Here is a 14,433-nt window from a genome sequence, read left to right as displayed (position 1 = left end):
GTCAGGCGCTCCCCTCCAGGCTGCGGACATCGACGATGCGGCCGGCCACGGCCGCCGCCGCCGCGGTCGCCGGGCTGGCAAGATGGGTGCGCGCCCCCGGCCCCTGGCGACCTTCGAAGTTGCGGTTCGAGGTGGCGACGCAGCGCTTGCCCGGCGGCACCCGGTCGGCGTTCATCCCGGCGCACATGGAACAGCCCGGCTCCCGCCATTCGAAGCCGGCGGCGGTGAACACGCGGTCCAGCCCCTCGGCCTCGGCCTGCCGGCGCACTTGGCCGGAGCCCGGCACGACCAGCGCGCGCAGGCCGGCGGCGACCCGACGGCCCTTCAGCACGGCGGCGGCGGCCCGCAAATCCTCGATGCGGCTGTTGGTGCAGGAGCCGATGAAGACCATGTCCACCGGCAGGTCGCGGATCGGCGTCCCCGGCTCCAGCCCGATGTAGTCGAGCGCCCGGCGCATCGCCTGCCGGCGCTTGGGGTCGGCCTCGCGCTCCGGATCGGGCACGGTCTCGCCGACGCCGATGCAGTCCTGCGGGCTGGTGCCCCAGGACACCTGCGGCGTGAGGCTGGAGACGTCCAGTTCGATCTCGGCGTCGAAACGGGCACCGGGATCGCTCGCCAGGGCGCGCCACGCCACCACCGCCTGCTCCCACAGGGCGCCCGCCGGGGCGAAGGGCCGCCCCTGGAGATAGGCGAAGGTCACCTCGTCGGGCGCGATCAGGCCGAAGCGCGCGCCCAGTTCCACCGACATGTTGCAGACGGTCATCCGCTCTTCCATGGAGAGCGCGCGGATGGCCGGGCCGGCGTATTCGACGCCGTAACCCGTCGCCCCGGCGGTGCCTATGGTGGCGATCAGCTTCAGCACCATGTCCTTGGCCGACACACCCGCCGGCCGGGTACCGCTGACGGTGATGCGCATGGTCGGCGGGCGGCGCAGGATGGCCGTCTGCGTCGCCATGACATGCTCGACCTCCGACGTGCCGATGCCCCAGGCCATGGCGCCCAGCGCGCCCACCGTGCTGGTGTGGCTGTCGCCGCAGACCAAGGTGGCGCCCGGCAGGGCGATCCCCAGCTCCGGGGCGATCACATGCACGATGCCCTGGCGCACGTCGCCCAGATCGAACAGCGCGACACCGGTGGCTTCGGCGTTGGCGCGCAGGGCGCGGATCATCTCCGGCCCACCGGGCACCGTGTCGTCGGTGCGGCCGTTCTCGGTGGAGACGATGTGGTCCGCCGTCGCGAAGGTCAGGTCGGGGCGGCGCAGCCGGCGCCCGGCGGCGGCCAACCCGGCGTAGGCCTGCGGGCTGGTGACCTCGTGCAGCATGTGGCGGTCGATGTGGAGCAGCACCCGCCCGTCGCCCAGATCGGCGACGACGTGCTGATCCCAGATCTTATCGATGATGGAACGCGGCATGGTCATGGCGTTGCCTCCCGTCATTCGGCCCGTCATTCGGCGGCTCGGTAGGCCTGTTCCCGCTCGTAATAGTCGGGGAAGCCGACAAGGGACTTCAGCGCCTCGAAATCGGCCTGGGCCACCCGGCTTTCCTGCCCGTCCGCCACCGCGGCCAGGGCGGCGCGCATGGCGTCGATGGCCGCCGACATCAGGGTCAGCGGATAGGCGGCGAGCTTGAAGCCCAGCGCCTCCAGCTCGCGCGGCGGCAGCATCGGCGTCTGGCCGCCGCGCACCATGTTCGCCATGGCCGGCCGGTCGATGCCGGCGCAGAAGGCGGCCATTTCCGTCTCGTCGTGCGGGGCCTCCATGAAGATGATGTCGGCGCCCTCCTCCACGAAATCCTGGCAGCGCTCCAGCGCCGCGTCGAAGCCGTGCACGGCGCGTGCGTCGGTCCGCGCCAGGATCAGGATGTCGTTGGCCCCCGACCGGGCGGCGTCGACGGCGGCACGGATCTTCATCCGCGCCTCGGCCCGCCCGACAACCTGCTTGCCTTTGGTGTGGCCGCAGCGCTTGGGGCTCACTTGGTCTTCAATCAGGACCGCTGCAGCCCCGGCGCGAGCATAGTCGCGCACGGTGCGCTGCACGTTCATGGCGTTGCCGTAGCCGGTGTCGCCATCGCCGATCACCAGCAGGCCGGGGGCCGCCTGACAAACGTTGCGGAGCTGGTCCAGCATCTCGGCGAAGGAAATCAGCCCGGTGTCGGGCATCCCCAGCCGGGTGGCCGAGACGGCGAAGCCGCTCATCAGGCTGACGCGGAAACCGGCCTGCTCGATCAGCCGCGCCGACAGCGCGTCGAAGCAGCAGGGCATCAGGTGAAGGCCGGGAGCCTCCAGCGCCGTTTTCAGGCGTTGTGCGGGTGTCGTCACCGGTTGTATCCCTCCCTTGTCGCCGCTTCCGCTGTTGGCTTCCGCTAGAGCGCACCGGAACCGGGCGTTTAATTTGTTGTGCCCACGAACATAGTGCGCCATTGTATACAACGCAACCCGAAAAAAATCGGATTGCCGGACAGAAGGGCAAGGGAGGTCAGCATGTCGGACAGCGCCGGGGCTCTGGCACCCCAATGGGACAACGGCTTTAGCGGCGGCTCCAACCGCGCCGCCGACCGCGCCTATCGCTTCATCCGGGAAGGCATCCTGGCCAGCCGCTGGCCGCCGGGTGCCCATCTGCGCGAACAGGAACTGGCCGAGCTGACCGGAGTCAGCCGCACCCCGGTGCGCGAGGCGCTGCGCCGGCTGTCCGCCGACGGGCTGCTGCAACTCGTCCCCAACCTCGGCGCCAAGGTGAACGCCTGGACGATCCAGGACCTCGATGAGATTTTTGGACTGCGCGCGACTTTGGAAAGCCAAGTGGCTGGCCTCGCCGCCAGCCGCGCGAAGCCGCAGCATCTGGCGGAGCTGGGGGCGCTGTGCGACGCGATGGAGGCGGTGGTGGGGGACGGCGACGCGGTGGATTTCTCGCGCATCACGCCGCTGAACGACCGCTTTCACAGCCTGCTGATCGACATCGCCGGGGATCGACGGCTGGGCCAGATGATCCGGCAGGTGGTGGAGATGCCGCTGGTTCTGCGGACCTTCGCCCGCTACAGCCGGCGCGACCTCGCCCGCAGCATGAACCACCACCGCGAGATCGTCGAAGCCCTGACCGCCGGTGATGGGGAATGGGCGTCGTCGGTGATGCGCGCGCATGTGCGCGCCGGGCGGGCCGTCTTCACGGTCCCAAAAACCGAGTGAGCTTCATTGTATACAAAGACGGCGCGCCGATACGGGCAGGTGGACCGCCCTGATCGGCGCAGCACAAAGGTCCCGGCGCCCTGAGAGGACGCCGGGACGAAGTCTAGGACGCTGCTGCTAAGAGCCGGTCAGGCGACCAGGAAGCCGGCGCCGACCGGATCGTTGCGGTCGATGACCCAGCGGGCGGTGCCGAGGATGCTGGCCGTGCCCTTGACGGTCGGGCGCACGGCGCGCACGCCGTTCAGGCGGGTCTCGCCGAGCAGGCTGCCCTCGAAGGTACCGGTGCCGAGCAGGCCCTCGGAACGAATGGTGTCGCCGATCGCCATCTTCCCGCGCGCCTCGAACATCGCCATCATGGCGCTGGTGCCGGTGCCGCCCGGCGAGCGGTCGAGCTGGCCGGCGCTGAAGACGTGGACGTTCTTGTAGAAGGCGCCCTCGATGGTCGGCTCGTGCCAGAAGGTCACGAAGTTGAAGTTGTTGATGTGCGCCGACGCCGGGTGCTGGATCGCCACCTTCTGGCGGAGCTGCTCGCGCGCCAGAATGCCGTAATGCGACAGGGCGGTGCCGTTCTCCGGCCCGATGCGCAGCGACGTGCCGGTCAGGTCGATGATGCCGAAGTAGTTGCCGCCCCACACGATGTCGGCCTTCAGCGGGCCGATCTCCGGCAGCTCGAACTCGACGTCCTGCGCGGCGACGTAGGCCGGGACGTTCTCGAACTTGGTCCACAGCACCCGGTCGCCCTCATGGGCCACCTCGGCGACGACGAGGCCGGCGGTGGTCTCGAAGCGGATGATGGTGCGGCCGTTCTCGCCGCGGCGGACGAGGCCGTTGGCAACCATCGCCATGGCGACGGCGATCGTGCCGTGGCCGCACATGTGCGAATACTGGGTGCCGTCGATGTAGATCAGGCCGGCGTCATAGTCCGGGCCGGACGGCGGGGTCAGGAAGACGCCGAACATGTCCTTGTGGCCGCGCGGCTCGCGCATCAGGGCTTCGCGCAGCCAGTCGTAATGCGTTTCCAGGAACTGGCGCTTCTCCAGGATGCTGGAACCGGCCGGATAGGGGATGCCGCTGTGGATGATGCAGAGCGGCTCGCCCTCGGTGTGGGTGTACAGGACATCGAATGCGTCTTGCATGCGCATGGAAGGACCCTTTCGTGGATCGGATTCAGTGTTGGATCGGGGGATGAAGCGGGGGGTGTCGGGACCGGTCAGCGCCGGTCCGACAGAAGGTGCAGCCCGACGGTGAGGTCGAGGATGATGATCGCCAGGGCCGCCACGCCGATGGTGATGGAGGACACCGCGGCGATGACCGGGTCGATCGTGTACTGGACGTAGTTGAAGAGCTTGACCGGGATGGTCGTCATCTCCGCCGTGGTGTTGAAGATGCTCAGCTCGACGTTGATCCAGGAGGAGATGAAGGCGAAGATCGCGCCGCTCGCCAAGCCGCTGCGGATCTGCGGCAGCGTGACGAGGAAGAAGGTCTCCATCGGACGGGCGCCCAGGTCGGCGGAGGCCTCCTCCAGCGCCCGCTGCTCCGGCGTCAGCTGCGGCAGGACGGAGCGCAGGACGAAGGGCATGATGATGACGATGTGCCCGACCAGCAGCGCCGTGAAGCTGCGCATCAGACCCAGCGCCGCGCAGTATTGCAGCAGGGCGGCGCCCAGCACGACGTGCGGCAGGACCAGCGGCGACATCAGCAGCGACAGCAGGAACCTCTTGCCCGGGAACTCGCAGCGGGCGATGGCCAGCGCCGCCGGAACGCCGAGCAGCAGGGCCGCCGCCGTGGCGACCAGGGCCAGCAGGGTGCTGGTGCCGAAGGCCGCCAGATAGGAGGTGTCGCCGAGCATCCGCCCGTACCAGTCGAGCGTCAGCCCCTGCGGCGGGAAGGCGAGGTAGCTGGTGGCGGTGAAGGAGGACCCGACGATGACCAGGAGCGGCAGGATCAGGTAGCCCATGACCGACCAGGACACCACCCGCAGAAGAAGCCGGGCGATCATTGGGCTTTCCTCCCCGTTGCGCTGGCCCCGGCGTTGCCGATCCAGCCGGCCAGACCGACCAGGACCAACGTCATGACCAGCAGCGTCATGCTGAGCGCGCCGCCGTAGTTCACGTCGAAGACCGTGCTGTATTGCTGGAAGATCAGCATGGGGAAGACCGTGATCTTGCCGCCGCTGAGCAGGGCCGGCGTGACGTAGGCGCTGACCGCCAGAGTGAAGACCATGACGATCCCCGACATCAGCCCCGGCAGGCAGAGCGGAAAGGTGACCGTCCGGAAAGTGTCGAAGGGCGTGGCGCCGAGGTCGGAGGAGGCATCCTCCAGCGCCGGGTCCACCGCGGCCAGCGCGTTGCCGACGGCCAGCACGATGAAGGGCAGCAGGATGTAGACCAGCCCGATCACGATGCCCAGCTCGGTGCCGAGGAAGCGCATCGGGCGGTCCAGGATGCCGACCCCGACCAGCGCGTCGTTGACGAGGCCGTTGCGACCCAGCAGCACCATCCAGCCGAAGGAGCGGACGATGTTGCTGGTGAACAGCGGCAGCACCAGCAGGATGACGCAGGTCCGCCGCAACGCCCGCGACTTGACCACCCGCACCAGATAATAGGCCAGCGGGTAGCCGAGCAGCGCGCAGGCCACCGTGGTCAGCCCGGCGATGCGGAAGGTCGCCGCCAGCACGTCCCAGTGATACTGGTCGAACAGCACCCGCGCGTAGTTGCCGAGGGACGGCACGCCGCCGGCCATCAGGCTGGACGACACGACCACGATCATCGGAACGGCGAAGAAGGCGGCGAAGAAGGCGACCGGGGCCGCCAGCAGGGGCAAGGCTCGGTTCATGGCGGCGCTCATGGTCGTGCTCATGGTCCGGACCGGTGGGTGGCCGGCTCGGCGATGATGTGGACGTGCCCCGGACGGAAGCCGACGAAGACCGGCGCCCCCGGATTGAGCCCCTCCCCCGCCATGCCCAGCCGGCGGCTGGCCAGCAGATGCTCGCCGACGCGCACCGTCACGACGGTCTGCCCGCCGGTGTCGATGACGTCCTCAACGAAGCCCTGGTCGGTGATCAGACCCGGCGCCTCCGGCTCCTTCAGCAACTCGACATGCTCGGGCCGCAGCACCGCGGTGTAGCGCTGCCGCGTGTCGGCGCCCAGATGGGGCAGCAGCGCCGACCCCACCGCCAGCCGCACCCCGGCGTCGCCCTCCGCCGTTCCCGGCAGCAGGTTGGCCTCGCCGATGAAATCGGCGACGAAGCGGCTGGCCGGGCGGGTGTAGATGGCCCGACCGTCACCCACCTGCTCGATCACGCCGCGGTTCATGACGACGATGCGGTTCGCCATGCTCATCGCCTCCTCCTGGTCGTGGGTCACGAACACGAAGGCGATGCCGAGCTTCTCCTGGAGATGCTTCAGCTCGATCTGCATCCGCTTGCGCAGCTTCAGGTCGAGCGCGCTCAGCGGCTCGTCGAGCAGGAGGAGCTTCGGGCGGTTGACGAAGGCCCGCGCCAGGGCGACGCGCTGCTGCTGACCGCCCGACAGCTCCCGCGGGTGGCGCCCCGCCGCGGAGTCCAGCCCGACCAGCTCCAGCGCCTCGCGGGCGCGCTCCAGCGCCTCGCCCCGCGCCACCCCGTGACGGCGCGGCCCGTAGGCCACGTTGTCGAGGATGCTCAGATGCGGGAACAGGGCGTAGTGCTGGAACACCGTGTTCAGCGGGCGCCGGTGCGGCGGCAGCCGCGTCACGTCCTCCCCACCGATCCGGATGGTGCCGGAATCGGGGGAGAGGAAGCCGGCGATGCAGCGCAGCAGGGTCGTCTTGCCGCAGCCGCTCGGCCCCAGCAGGGCGACGAACTCGCCATGGGCCACATCCAGCGACACGTCCCTCAGCGCATGGTATGTGCCGAAATACTTGTCGATGGAGCGGATGGAGAGCAGGGCGTCGGGCTTGGGCGTCGCGGACATGGAGGGGCTCCCCGGCTGGCTGCGGTTCACTGGCGGGCGAGTTCGCGGTTCCAGGCGTCGGTGATCGCCGCGCGGTCCCGGTTGATGTCCGCCCAGTTGAAGAGCTGGAGGTTCTTGACCGACCCGCCGACACCCCAGGGCAGCTTGCGCTCGACGTCCGGCGACACCGACACGTTCTGCACCGCCGGGCCGAGATAGAGCTTCTCCGCCAGACAGGCCGAGGCTTCCGGGGTCAGGGCGGTGTCGATGAAGCGCTGGGCGTCGGCCTTGTGCGGAGCGTTCTTGACCAGATGCAGGCGGGCGTCGGTGGCCCAGACGCCTTCCTTCGGGACGGCGAAGCCGATGGGCAGGCCCTTGTCGGCCAGATCCCAGGCGCCGACGTTGAAATGCGCGCCGATGATCGCCTCGCCGCTCTGGTAGGCGTTGCTCGCCGCCCCCGAGCTGTCGAAGTAGAGCGCGGTCTTCAGCGTCTTAAGCTTTTCGAAGGTCTTGGACAGGTCGCCCGGCGGGTTGCCCCACATGCGGTTCAGGAACATGACGAACGGCACGCCGGAGGAGTTGGCCGGCGACGGGATCGTCACCGTGTCCGCGAATTCCGGCTTCCACAGGTCGTTCCACGAGGTCGGCGGGGTCTTGATCTCCTTGGTGTTGTAGGTCAGGCCGAGCGAGTAGTAGCCGGACCCCACGGCGAAGATCGACCCGTCCGCCTTGTAGATCGCCTCCGGCAACGCCTTCGCCAGGTTCGGCACGCCCGTCGGGTCGATGGCCTCCAGCACGCCCGCCGCCTGCGCCATCTCGCTGATGCCACCGTCCATGTAGGCGACGTCGAGCGTCGGCGCGTCCTTCTGCTGCTGCAGCTTGGCGAAGGTCGCGGTCGAGGTGCCGATCTCCGGCACGACGCGAACGCCGGTCGCCTTGGTGAAGGGCTCCGCGACGCAGGTGCGGAAGGCCTCGCCCCAGTTGCCGCCGTACCAGGCGACGCGGATTTCGCCCTGGGCCGCGGCCGGCAGGGCGTACAGGGAGACCCCGGCCGCCAGGACGGCGGTCAGGGCGGCAAAGCGTGAGACGGTGCGGGTGGCGGCGCGCGTATGGGTCATGACCGGTTCCTTCGTGGTGTCGGTCCAGCGGGCGTCAGAGCCGTGGTTCGTTCGAAAGCTAATTGTTCCGACGTATTTTCCGATAGAAGAATGCTGCCGAATCCTTGAATATTTCCGACATGCCGACGCCCAAACCCGACATGCCGGACGTCCCCGACCGCGACGCCCCGTCCCCCGCCGATCCCCGGTTGCGCATCGGCTTCGTGCTGCTCGACCAGTTCACGCTGACCGCCTTCTCCGGGTTGATCGACGCGCTCAGGCTCGCCGCCGACCCCGGAGGGCGCAGCCGGCAGATCGACGCGAGTTGGACGGTGATGAGCGTCGGCGGGCAGCCGCGCCAGTCGAGCTGCGGCGTGTTGGTGACGCCCAACAGCGATCTGCTCGCCCCGGCGCCCTTCGATTACGTGGCGGTGTGCGGCGGCAACGATTACCGGAACGAGGTGCCGGGGGCGGTGACCGCCTATCTGCGCGCGGTGGCGGCGCAGCGGGTGCGGCTTCTCGGCATCTGCACGGGCACCTTCGCCATCGCGCGCGCCGGCCTCGTCGGCACGCGCCGCGTCTGCGTCCATTGGAACGTGCTGGACACCTTCCGCGAGCGCTTTCCGGCCGCCAACGCCTCGGTGGACCATCTCTTCATCGACGAGGGCGACCTGATCACCTGCGCCGGATCGACGGCGGCCATCGACCTCGGCCTCTACCTCGTCGGGCGGCACTGCGGCGGGCAGAAGGCGCGGCAGGCCGTCCGCCACATGATGCTCCAGGACATCCGCCCCGGCGCGCTGCCGCAGGCGCATTTCTACGCGAACCTCGACGGCGTGACCGACGCCCGTGTCCGTCAGGCGACGCATTTCATCGAGCAGCGGCTGGACTCCCCGCCCTCCGTCGAGGCCATCGCCCGCTACGTCGGGGTCAGCGCCCGGCAACTCGAACGGTCCTTTCAGGCCGCGCTTGGCATCTCGCCGTCGGCCTTCCAACGCCGGCTGCGGCTGGATTACGGCCGCTGGCTTCTGGAGCACACGCGCCGCACGATCACCGAGATCGCCTTCGACTGCGGCTTCGCCGACGCCGCCCATTTCTCACGCGATTTCAAGACCCAGTTCGGCGAGATGCCCAGCCGGGCGCGCAAGGGCAAGCGCGGCGAGGACGCTCCGCCGCCGTGACGGGTCCACCCACGGGGACGCTCAAGCCGCCAGCCCGTGGTCGATGGCGATGCGGATCAGCGCGCGCGTGCTGTCGGCGCCCAGCTTGTCCTTGATCTGCGTGCAGGCGTTGGCGACGGTCTTCTGGCTGATGCCCAGCGCCTCGGCGATGGCCGCCGCGGTCAGGCCGCGCCCCACCAGCGCCAGTATTTCCCGCTCGCGCTGGGTCAGCACCGCCAGCGGGTCGTCGGTCGGGGCCAGCGCCATCAGCGCCAGCTCGCGCGCCAGCGCGTGGTCGAGATGGACCCGGCCCGCCAGCACGCAGCGCACAGCCGTCACCAGCGTCTCGGGCGCGTCGTTCTTGGTGACATAGCCCTTGGCACCGGCTTTCAGCGCTCGCGCGGCGATGGCGGGATCCTCGTGCATGCTGAAGATCAGCACCGGCACCGCCGGGTTTTCCGCCCGGATCGCCCGCAACACCTCCATCCCGCCGCCATCCCTTCCCCCGGCGCCACCCGGCAGGTTGAGGTCGAGGATGACCACGTCCGGCCGCTGCGAGCGCCACAGCGCCAGCGCCGTCGCCACGTCAGCGGCCTCGACGACACGGCCGAGCCCGGCTTCGGCGAGCAGGCTCTGGCAACCGGCGCGCACCACCGGATGGTCGTCCACCAGGAGGATGGTCAAGGTCATGCCACGCCTTCCAGCCCGGCCGGGACACAGGGAAGGCATGCGGCCACACGGGTGCCCTGCCCGCCGTCCGATCCGATGCGCAGCGTGCCGCCCAGCGCCCTCACCCGCTCCGCCATCCCGGCGATGCCCAATCCACCCTGCTCCGCCGTGCCCGGCCCTTCCCTGAACCCCGGCCCATCGTCGGTCACCACGACTTCCACCCGGTCGGTCCAGCGTCGCACCGTCACCGAGACGTTGGTCGGCCGGGCGTGGCGGAGGGCGTTGACCAGCGATTCCTGCGCCAGCCGGAAGACCGTCAGGCGCAGCACCTCGTCCAGCCCGTCGATGCCGTCCGGTGTTCCATCCTCGGCCACGTCCAGTGACCAGCGCACCTCCGGCTCCCGCCGCGCCCACTCGACGATCAGCCCGGACAGCGCCTCGCCCAGCGGCAACTGGTCGAGCAGGGCCGGGCGCAGTCGGACCAGGATGCGCCGGCTCAACCGGTGCACGTCCGCGGCCATGGACAGCACGGCGCGGGCGCGTCCGGCGATCTCCACCCGCTCGCTGATGGTCGCTTCCGGCTTCGGCTCCTCGCTCAGGCGCAGGATGCGTCCGGCGTCCACCTTGATGGCGAACAGCGCCGCCCCCAGCTCGTCGTGGATTTCGCGGGCGATGTCCCGGCGCTCGCGGTCCTGCGCCTCGATCAGCCTCTGGCCGAGCCGGCGGTTCTCCCGACCGGCCGCGGCCAGCTCCTCGGCCAGAGCGGCGATGCCGGTGCCCAGCCGGACCAGCTCCGGCACGCCGCCGCCGGCGAGGCCGCCCCGCGGTCCGGGTTCGTAAACGCCCTGGCGCAGGCGCCGCACCGCCGCCTCGATGCGGGCGAGCGGGGCGAGCGCCCGGCCCACCGCCATCCAGGCGGCGCCCAGCAGCAGCAGACCCTCCACCAGCATCGCCAGGGCGAGGTCCCGCATGTCCTCCCAGACCTCGGCCACCTCGTCCTGCGGTTCGGCGACCACGGTCAACAGGACGCGCCCATCGCTACCGGTCAGCGCATGGGCCTGCGGCGCCACGCCGATCAGGGCCGCGAACCAGCCGGGAACGGCACCATGGCCGACATTCCCCTCACCCAGGGAACCGGAAGCCGCCTCGCCCGCGATGAAGCGCAGGTGACGCAGGCCCAGCCGGTCGAGCGCCGCGACGGCATCGGGAATGGCCCCCCGCCCGGCCTCCGCCCACCCGACAGCGATGCCGAGATCAAGGGCGGAGGCCATTTCCGCGCGGACGGCGTCGCGCGCGTTGGCGATCATCACAGCCGCGCCGGCCACGGCCAGCAGCGCCAGGAACAGCCCGATCAGGGCCAGCATGCGCATTCGCAACGACATCGCCGTCTGATCCTTCCGACACGCCCCATAGGACCATCGACGGAATGTTAACCAAGCGACCGGTCTCCGCGCTATGCGTCCTTCGACCAAGAAGCGGCGGGCGGACGGGCCTTTTGCCGCGGCACCGGGAATTTTTCCCGCCCCCTCCGGGACGCCGTCATACGCGCGTTGCAAGAATCTCGTCCCCGTATCGTCCAATGGAACCGAGAACCGCCAAGACGAACATTGGGGGCGCAAGACGCGGTGCCGGAACCGGGGCGGATCGGGCGGACGATCCGCCCCGGAAAAAACGGCCTTTCACGGGGGAAACGCATGACTTTATCCTTGGACACCCAGCCGAGAACCAAACCGAAAACCAAGACAGACACCGGGGCCGGACGGGTTCGGCGCCGAATCATCACCGCGGTGGTTGCCGGATTCCTCGCCTCCACCGCTCCGGCGGCCTGGGGAAGCGCCCAGGCCGCCGATGTCACCTGGGACGACATCGCCAACGACGCCAAGTCGGCCGGCGACGTGCTGATGTATGGCATGGGGGTGGAGGGCAAGCGCTTCAGCCCGCTGAAGCAGATCGACACCAACAGCGTGTCGCGGCTGGTCCCCGCCTGGTCCTTCTCCTTCGGCGACGAGAAGCAGCGCGGGCAGGAGACCCAGGCGCTGGTCCATGACGGGGTAATCTACGTCACCGCCTCCTACTCGCGGATGTTCGCGCTGGACGCGCGCACCGGCAAGCGGCTGTGGACCTACGCCCACCGCCTGCCCGACGACATCCGGCCCTGCTGCGACGTGGTCAACCGCGGGGCGGCGATCTACGGCGACAAGGTGTTCTTCGGCACGCTCGACGCCTCCATCGTCGCGCTGAACAAGGACACCGGCAAGGTCGTCTGGCGCAAGAAGTTCGCCGATCACAAGGTCGGCTACACCATGACCGGCGCGCCCACCGTCGTGAAGGACCAGAAGACCGGGCGCATGCTGCTGATCCACGGCTCGTCGGGCGACGAGTTCGGCGTGGTCGGCCGCCTGTTCGCCCGCGATCCCGACACCGGCGACGAGATCTGGATGCGCCCGCTGGTCGAGGGCCACATGGGCCGGCTCGACGGCAAGGACAGCACCCCGACCGGCAACGCCAAGGCGCCGTCCTGGCCGCGCGACAAGGACGGGCAGCTCGTCGAGGCCTGGAACCACGGCGGCGGCGCGCCCTGGCAGAGCGCAACCTTCGACGTGGAGACCAACACCATCGTCATCGGCACCGGCAACCCGGCGCCGTGGAACGGCTGGGCGCGCTGGCCCGGCGACAGCCTCTACACCTCCGGCCAGGCCTACGTCGATCCGACCACGGGCGAGCTGAAGGGCTTCTATCAGCACACCCCCAACGACACCTGGGACTTCTCCGGCAACAACGAGTTGGTGCTGTTCGACTACAAGGACGCGTCGGGCAAGACGGTGAAGGCGACCGCCCACGCCGACCGCAACGGCTTCTTCTACGTCACCGACCGGACGAAGCTGGCGACGGCGGGCGGCGAGGCGAACAAGCCGAACAGCGTGCTGGCGGCCTTCCCCTTCGTGGACGGCATCACCTGGGCCAAGGGCATCGACCTGAAGACCGGCCGCCCCATCGAGGTGGAGGGCCAGCGCCCGCCGCCCCCCGCCGAGGGCGAGAAGCGCGGCAAGGCGGTCGAGGTCTCTCCGCCCTTCCTCGGCGGCAAGAACTGGAACCCGATGTCCTACAGCGAGGACACCGGCCTGTTCTACATCGCCGCCAACCACTGGAAGGAGGACTACTGGACGGAGCATGTCGGCTACAACCCCGGCTCCGCCTATCTCGGCATGGGCTTCCGCATCCACAAGATGTTCGAGGACCATGTCGGCGTCCTGCGCGCCATCGACCCGACGACCGGCAAGGTCGCCTGGGAGCACAAGGAGGAGCTGCCGCTGTGGTCCGGCACGCTGGCGACCGCCGGCGGGCTGGTCTTCACCGGGACCGGCGACGGCTACGTCAAGGCGTTCGACGCCAAGTCCGGGGCGGAGCTTTGGAAGTTCCAGACCGGCTCCGGCATCATCTCCTCCCCGGTCACCTGGGAGCTGGACGGGGTGCAGTATGTCGGCATCACCACCGGTTACGGCGGCGCCGTGCCGCTGTGGGGCGGCGATCTCGCCGACCTGACCACCCGCGTGACCCAGGGCGGTTCCTTCTGGGTGTTCAAGCTGGCCGACGTGAAGGTCTCCAGCGCCAAATGACCGCCACCGAGTGACCACCACCAAGTGACCGCCCGCCGGGGCGGGGAAAGCGGGCGGTCCGGCCCGTTCCCCCGCCCCGGTCTCCATGCATTGCAGCGATGGGAGTTCTCCCCCATGAACCGCTTCTTCCGGCCCGCCTTCGCCCTGTGCACCCTGCTGTCCCTGTCCGGCCCGCTCACCGCCCCGCTGGCGGCGGAGGTGGAAACCGCCAGCCTCGGCGGCGGCGAGGAGGAGCGCGTCACCGAGGTCGCCGGCTGTGTCCTGACGGCCAAGGCGGTCTGCCCCGGCATCGACCTGCGCCACCGCAACCTGCGCAGCCTGTCGCTGGCCGGCGCCGACCTGCGCGGCGCCAACCTGATGCGCGCCGACCTGCGCCACGCCGATCTGCGCGGGGCCGACCTCAGCGGGGCCATCCTCGACGGCGCCGATCTGCGCACCGCCTTCCTTCAGGGCACGCGCCTGTCCGGCGCCCGCCTGCGCGGCGCCAACCTGGAGTTCGCCCGCGCCAACGGCGCCGACCTGCGGCAGGCCGACCTGACCGCTGCCAATCTGGAGGCGTTGCGCGCCGACAAGGCCGACCTCACCGGCGCCAACCTGGAGGGCGCCAACCTCCAGGAGGCCAAGCTGTCCCTGACCAACCTGTCGCAGGCCAACCTGGAGGGCGCGAAGATCCGCTTCGCCATCTTCCAGGACGCGCTGATGACCGATTGCCGCTCCTGCCCCACCGACTGGTGACGGGAAGGCCGGCGGGCGGAAGAGACTCAGCGGCGCGGCTTAA

At 69.7% G+C, this 14,433-nt stretch carries 13 protein-coding genes; 4 read left to right on the top strand and 9 right to left on the bottom strand.

Translation table 11 applies throughout. The features are described from left to right. Position 1 precedes the first annotated feature (1 nt). The gene (gene leuC / locus Sp245p_RS23280; RefSeq protein ID WP_014199181.1) at positions 2–1,417 is read right to left on the bottom strand and encodes a 3-isopropylmalate dehydratase large subunit; all 1,416 of its coding nucleotides are present in this window, start codon (positions 1,415–1,417) and stop codon (positions 2–4) included. 26 nt (positions 1,418–1,443) lie between these two features. Then, positions 1,444–2,316, bottom strand: coding sequence for an isocitrate lyase/PEP mutase family protein (locus Sp245p_RS23275; RefSeq protein ID WP_014199182.1), 873 nt, complete (start codon positions 2,314–2,316; stop codon positions 1,444–1,446). Positions 2,317–2,478: 162 nt separating this feature from the next. On the opposite strand from Sp245p_RS23275, the gene Sp245p_RS23270 reads away from it, so the two are divergent. Then, the gene (locus Sp245p_RS23270; protein WP_014199183.1) at positions 2,479–3,180 is read left to right on the top strand and encodes a GntR family transcriptional regulator; all 702 of its coding nucleotides are present in this window, start codon (positions 2,479–2,481) and stop codon (positions 3,178–3,180) included. A gap of 128 nt (positions 3,181–3,308) precedes the next feature. Here Sp245p_RS23270 and Sp245p_RS23265 read toward each other — a convergent pair whose 3' ends face one another. The 5 genes from Sp245p_RS23265 to Sp245p_RS23245 form a co-directional block, all read right to left on the bottom strand. Then, positions 3,309–4,322, bottom strand: coding sequence for a proline racemase family protein (locus tag Sp245p_RS23265; protein WP_014199184.1), 1,014 nt, complete (start codon positions 4,320–4,322; stop codon positions 3,309–3,311). A gap of 68 nt (positions 4,323–4,390) precedes the next feature. Further along, complete coding sequence (locus Sp245p_RS23260; protein ID WP_014199185.1) at positions 4,391–5,179, bottom strand: ABC transporter permease; 789 nt, start codon at positions 5,177–5,179, stop codon at positions 4,391–4,393. Further along, positions 5,176–6,027, bottom strand: a complete 852-nt coding sequence (locus Sp245p_RS23255; protein WP_109139022.1) for an ABC transporter permease — start codon at positions 6,025–6,027, stop codon at positions 5,176–5,178. The genes Sp245p_RS23260 and Sp245p_RS23255 overlap by 4 nt, the downstream gene beginning before the upstream one ends. 8 nt (positions 6,028–6,035) lie before the next feature. Continuing rightward, entirely contained in the window at positions 6,036–7,133 is a 1,098-nt protein-coding gene (locus tag Sp245p_RS23250) for an ABC transporter ATP-binding protein (protein ID WP_014199187.1), read from the bottom strand. 26 nt (positions 7,134–7,159) lie between these two features. Further along, positions 7,160–8,230 (bottom strand): ABC transporter substrate-binding protein, encoded by a 1,071-nt coding sequence (locus Sp245p_RS23245; protein ID WP_014199188.1) that lies wholly within the window; start codon positions 8,228–8,230, stop codon positions 7,160–7,162. Between the two features lie 140 nt (positions 8,231–8,370). On the opposite strand from Sp245p_RS23245, the gene Sp245p_RS23240 reads away from it, so the two are divergent. Continuing rightward, the gene (locus Sp245p_RS23240) at positions 8,371–9,390 is read left to right on the top strand and encodes a GlxA family transcriptional regulator (RefSeq protein ID WP_014199189.1); all 1,020 of its coding nucleotides are present in this window, start codon (positions 8,371–8,373) and stop codon (positions 9,388–9,390) included. Between the two features lie 21 nt (positions 9,391–9,411). On the opposite strand, the gene Sp245p_RS23235 is transcribed toward Sp245p_RS23240, so the two are convergent. Next, a complete protein-coding gene (locus Sp245p_RS23235) occupies positions 9,412–10,059 on the bottom strand; it encodes a response regulator (RefSeq protein ID WP_014199190.1) in 648 nt (215 codons plus the stop codon). Beyond that, positions 10,056–11,420, bottom strand: a complete 1,365-nt coding sequence (locus Sp245p_RS23230) for an ATP-binding protein (protein ID WP_109138932.1) — start codon at positions 11,418–11,420, stop codon at positions 10,056–10,058. Before Sp245p_RS23230 ends, Sp245p_RS23235 begins: the two co-directional genes overlap by 4 nt. Positions 11,421–11,732: 312 nt before the next feature. On the opposite strand from Sp245p_RS23230, the gene Sp245p_RS23225 reads away from it, so the two are divergent. After that, positions 11,733–13,655, top strand: a complete 1,923-nt coding sequence (locus Sp245p_RS23225; RefSeq protein ID WP_014199193.1) for a methanol/ethanol family PQQ-dependent dehydrogenase — start codon at positions 11,733–11,735, stop codon at positions 13,653–13,655. Between the two features lie 114 nt (positions 13,656–13,769). Further along, positions 13,770–14,390 carry a pentapeptide repeat-containing protein gene (locus Sp245p_RS23220; RefSeq protein ID WP_014199194.1) on the top strand — a complete coding sequence of 207 codons (621 nt, stop codon included), beginning with the start codon at positions 13,770–13,772 and terminating at the stop codon, positions 14,388–14,390. Positions 14,391–14,433 lie beyond the last annotated feature (43 nt).

The organism is Azospirillum baldaniorum, from assembly GCF_003119195.2.
Lineage (GTDB): Bacteria > Pseudomonadota > Alphaproteobacteria > Azospirillales > Azospirillaceae > Azospirillum > Azospirillum baldaniorum.
This window is presented reverse-complemented; position numbering and strand designations above follow the sequence as displayed.

Bases quoted from the DNA above. Each gene is read 5' to 3' on its own strand.
- leuC (WP_014199181.1), bottom strand. From the start codon at position 1,417: ATGACCATGCCGCGTTCCATCATCGATAAGATCTGGGATCAGCACGTC.
- Sp245p_RS23270 (WP_014199183.1), top strand. From the start codon at position 2,479: ATGTCGGACAGCGCCGGGGCTCTGGCACCCCAATGGGACAACGGCTTT.
- Sp245p_RS23265 (WP_014199184.1), bottom strand. From the start codon at position 4,322: ATGCGCATGCAAGACGCATTCGATGTCCTGTACACCCACACCGAGGGC.
- Sp245p_RS23260 (WP_014199185.1), bottom strand. From the start codon at position 5,179: ATGATCGCCCGGCTTCTTCTGCGGGTGGTGTCCTGGTCGGTCATGGGC.
- Sp245p_RS23255 (WP_109139022.1), bottom strand. From the start codon at position 6,027: ATGAGCGCCGCCATGAACCGAGCCTTGCCCCTGCTGGCGGCCCCGGTC.
- Sp245p_RS23250 (WP_014199187.1), bottom strand. From the start codon at position 7,133: ATGTCCGCGACGCCCAAGCCCGACGCCCTGCTCTCCATCCGCTCCATC.
- Sp245p_RS23245 (WP_014199188.1), bottom strand. From the start codon at position 8,230: ATGACCCATACGCGCGCCGCCACCCGCACCGTCTCACGCTTTGCCGCC.
- Sp245p_RS23240 (WP_014199189.1), top strand. From the start codon at position 8,371: ATGCCGGACGTCCCCGACCGCGACGCCCCGTCCCCCGCCGATCCCCGG.
- Sp245p_RS23235 (WP_014199190.1), bottom strand. From the start codon at position 10,059: ATGACCTTGACCATCCTCCTGGTGGACGACCATCCGGTGGTGCGCGCC.
- Sp245p_RS23230 (WP_109138932.1), bottom strand. From the start codon at position 11,420: ATGTCGTTGCGAATGCGCATGCTGGCCCTGATCGGGCTGTTCCTGGCG.
- Sp245p_RS23225 (WP_014199193.1), top strand. From the start codon at position 11,733: ATGACTTTATCCTTGGACACCCAGCCGAGAACCAAACCGAAAACCAAG.
- Sp245p_RS23220 (WP_014199194.1), top strand. From the start codon at position 13,770: ATGAACCGCTTCTTCCGGCCCGCCTTCGCCCTGTGCACCCTGCTGTCC.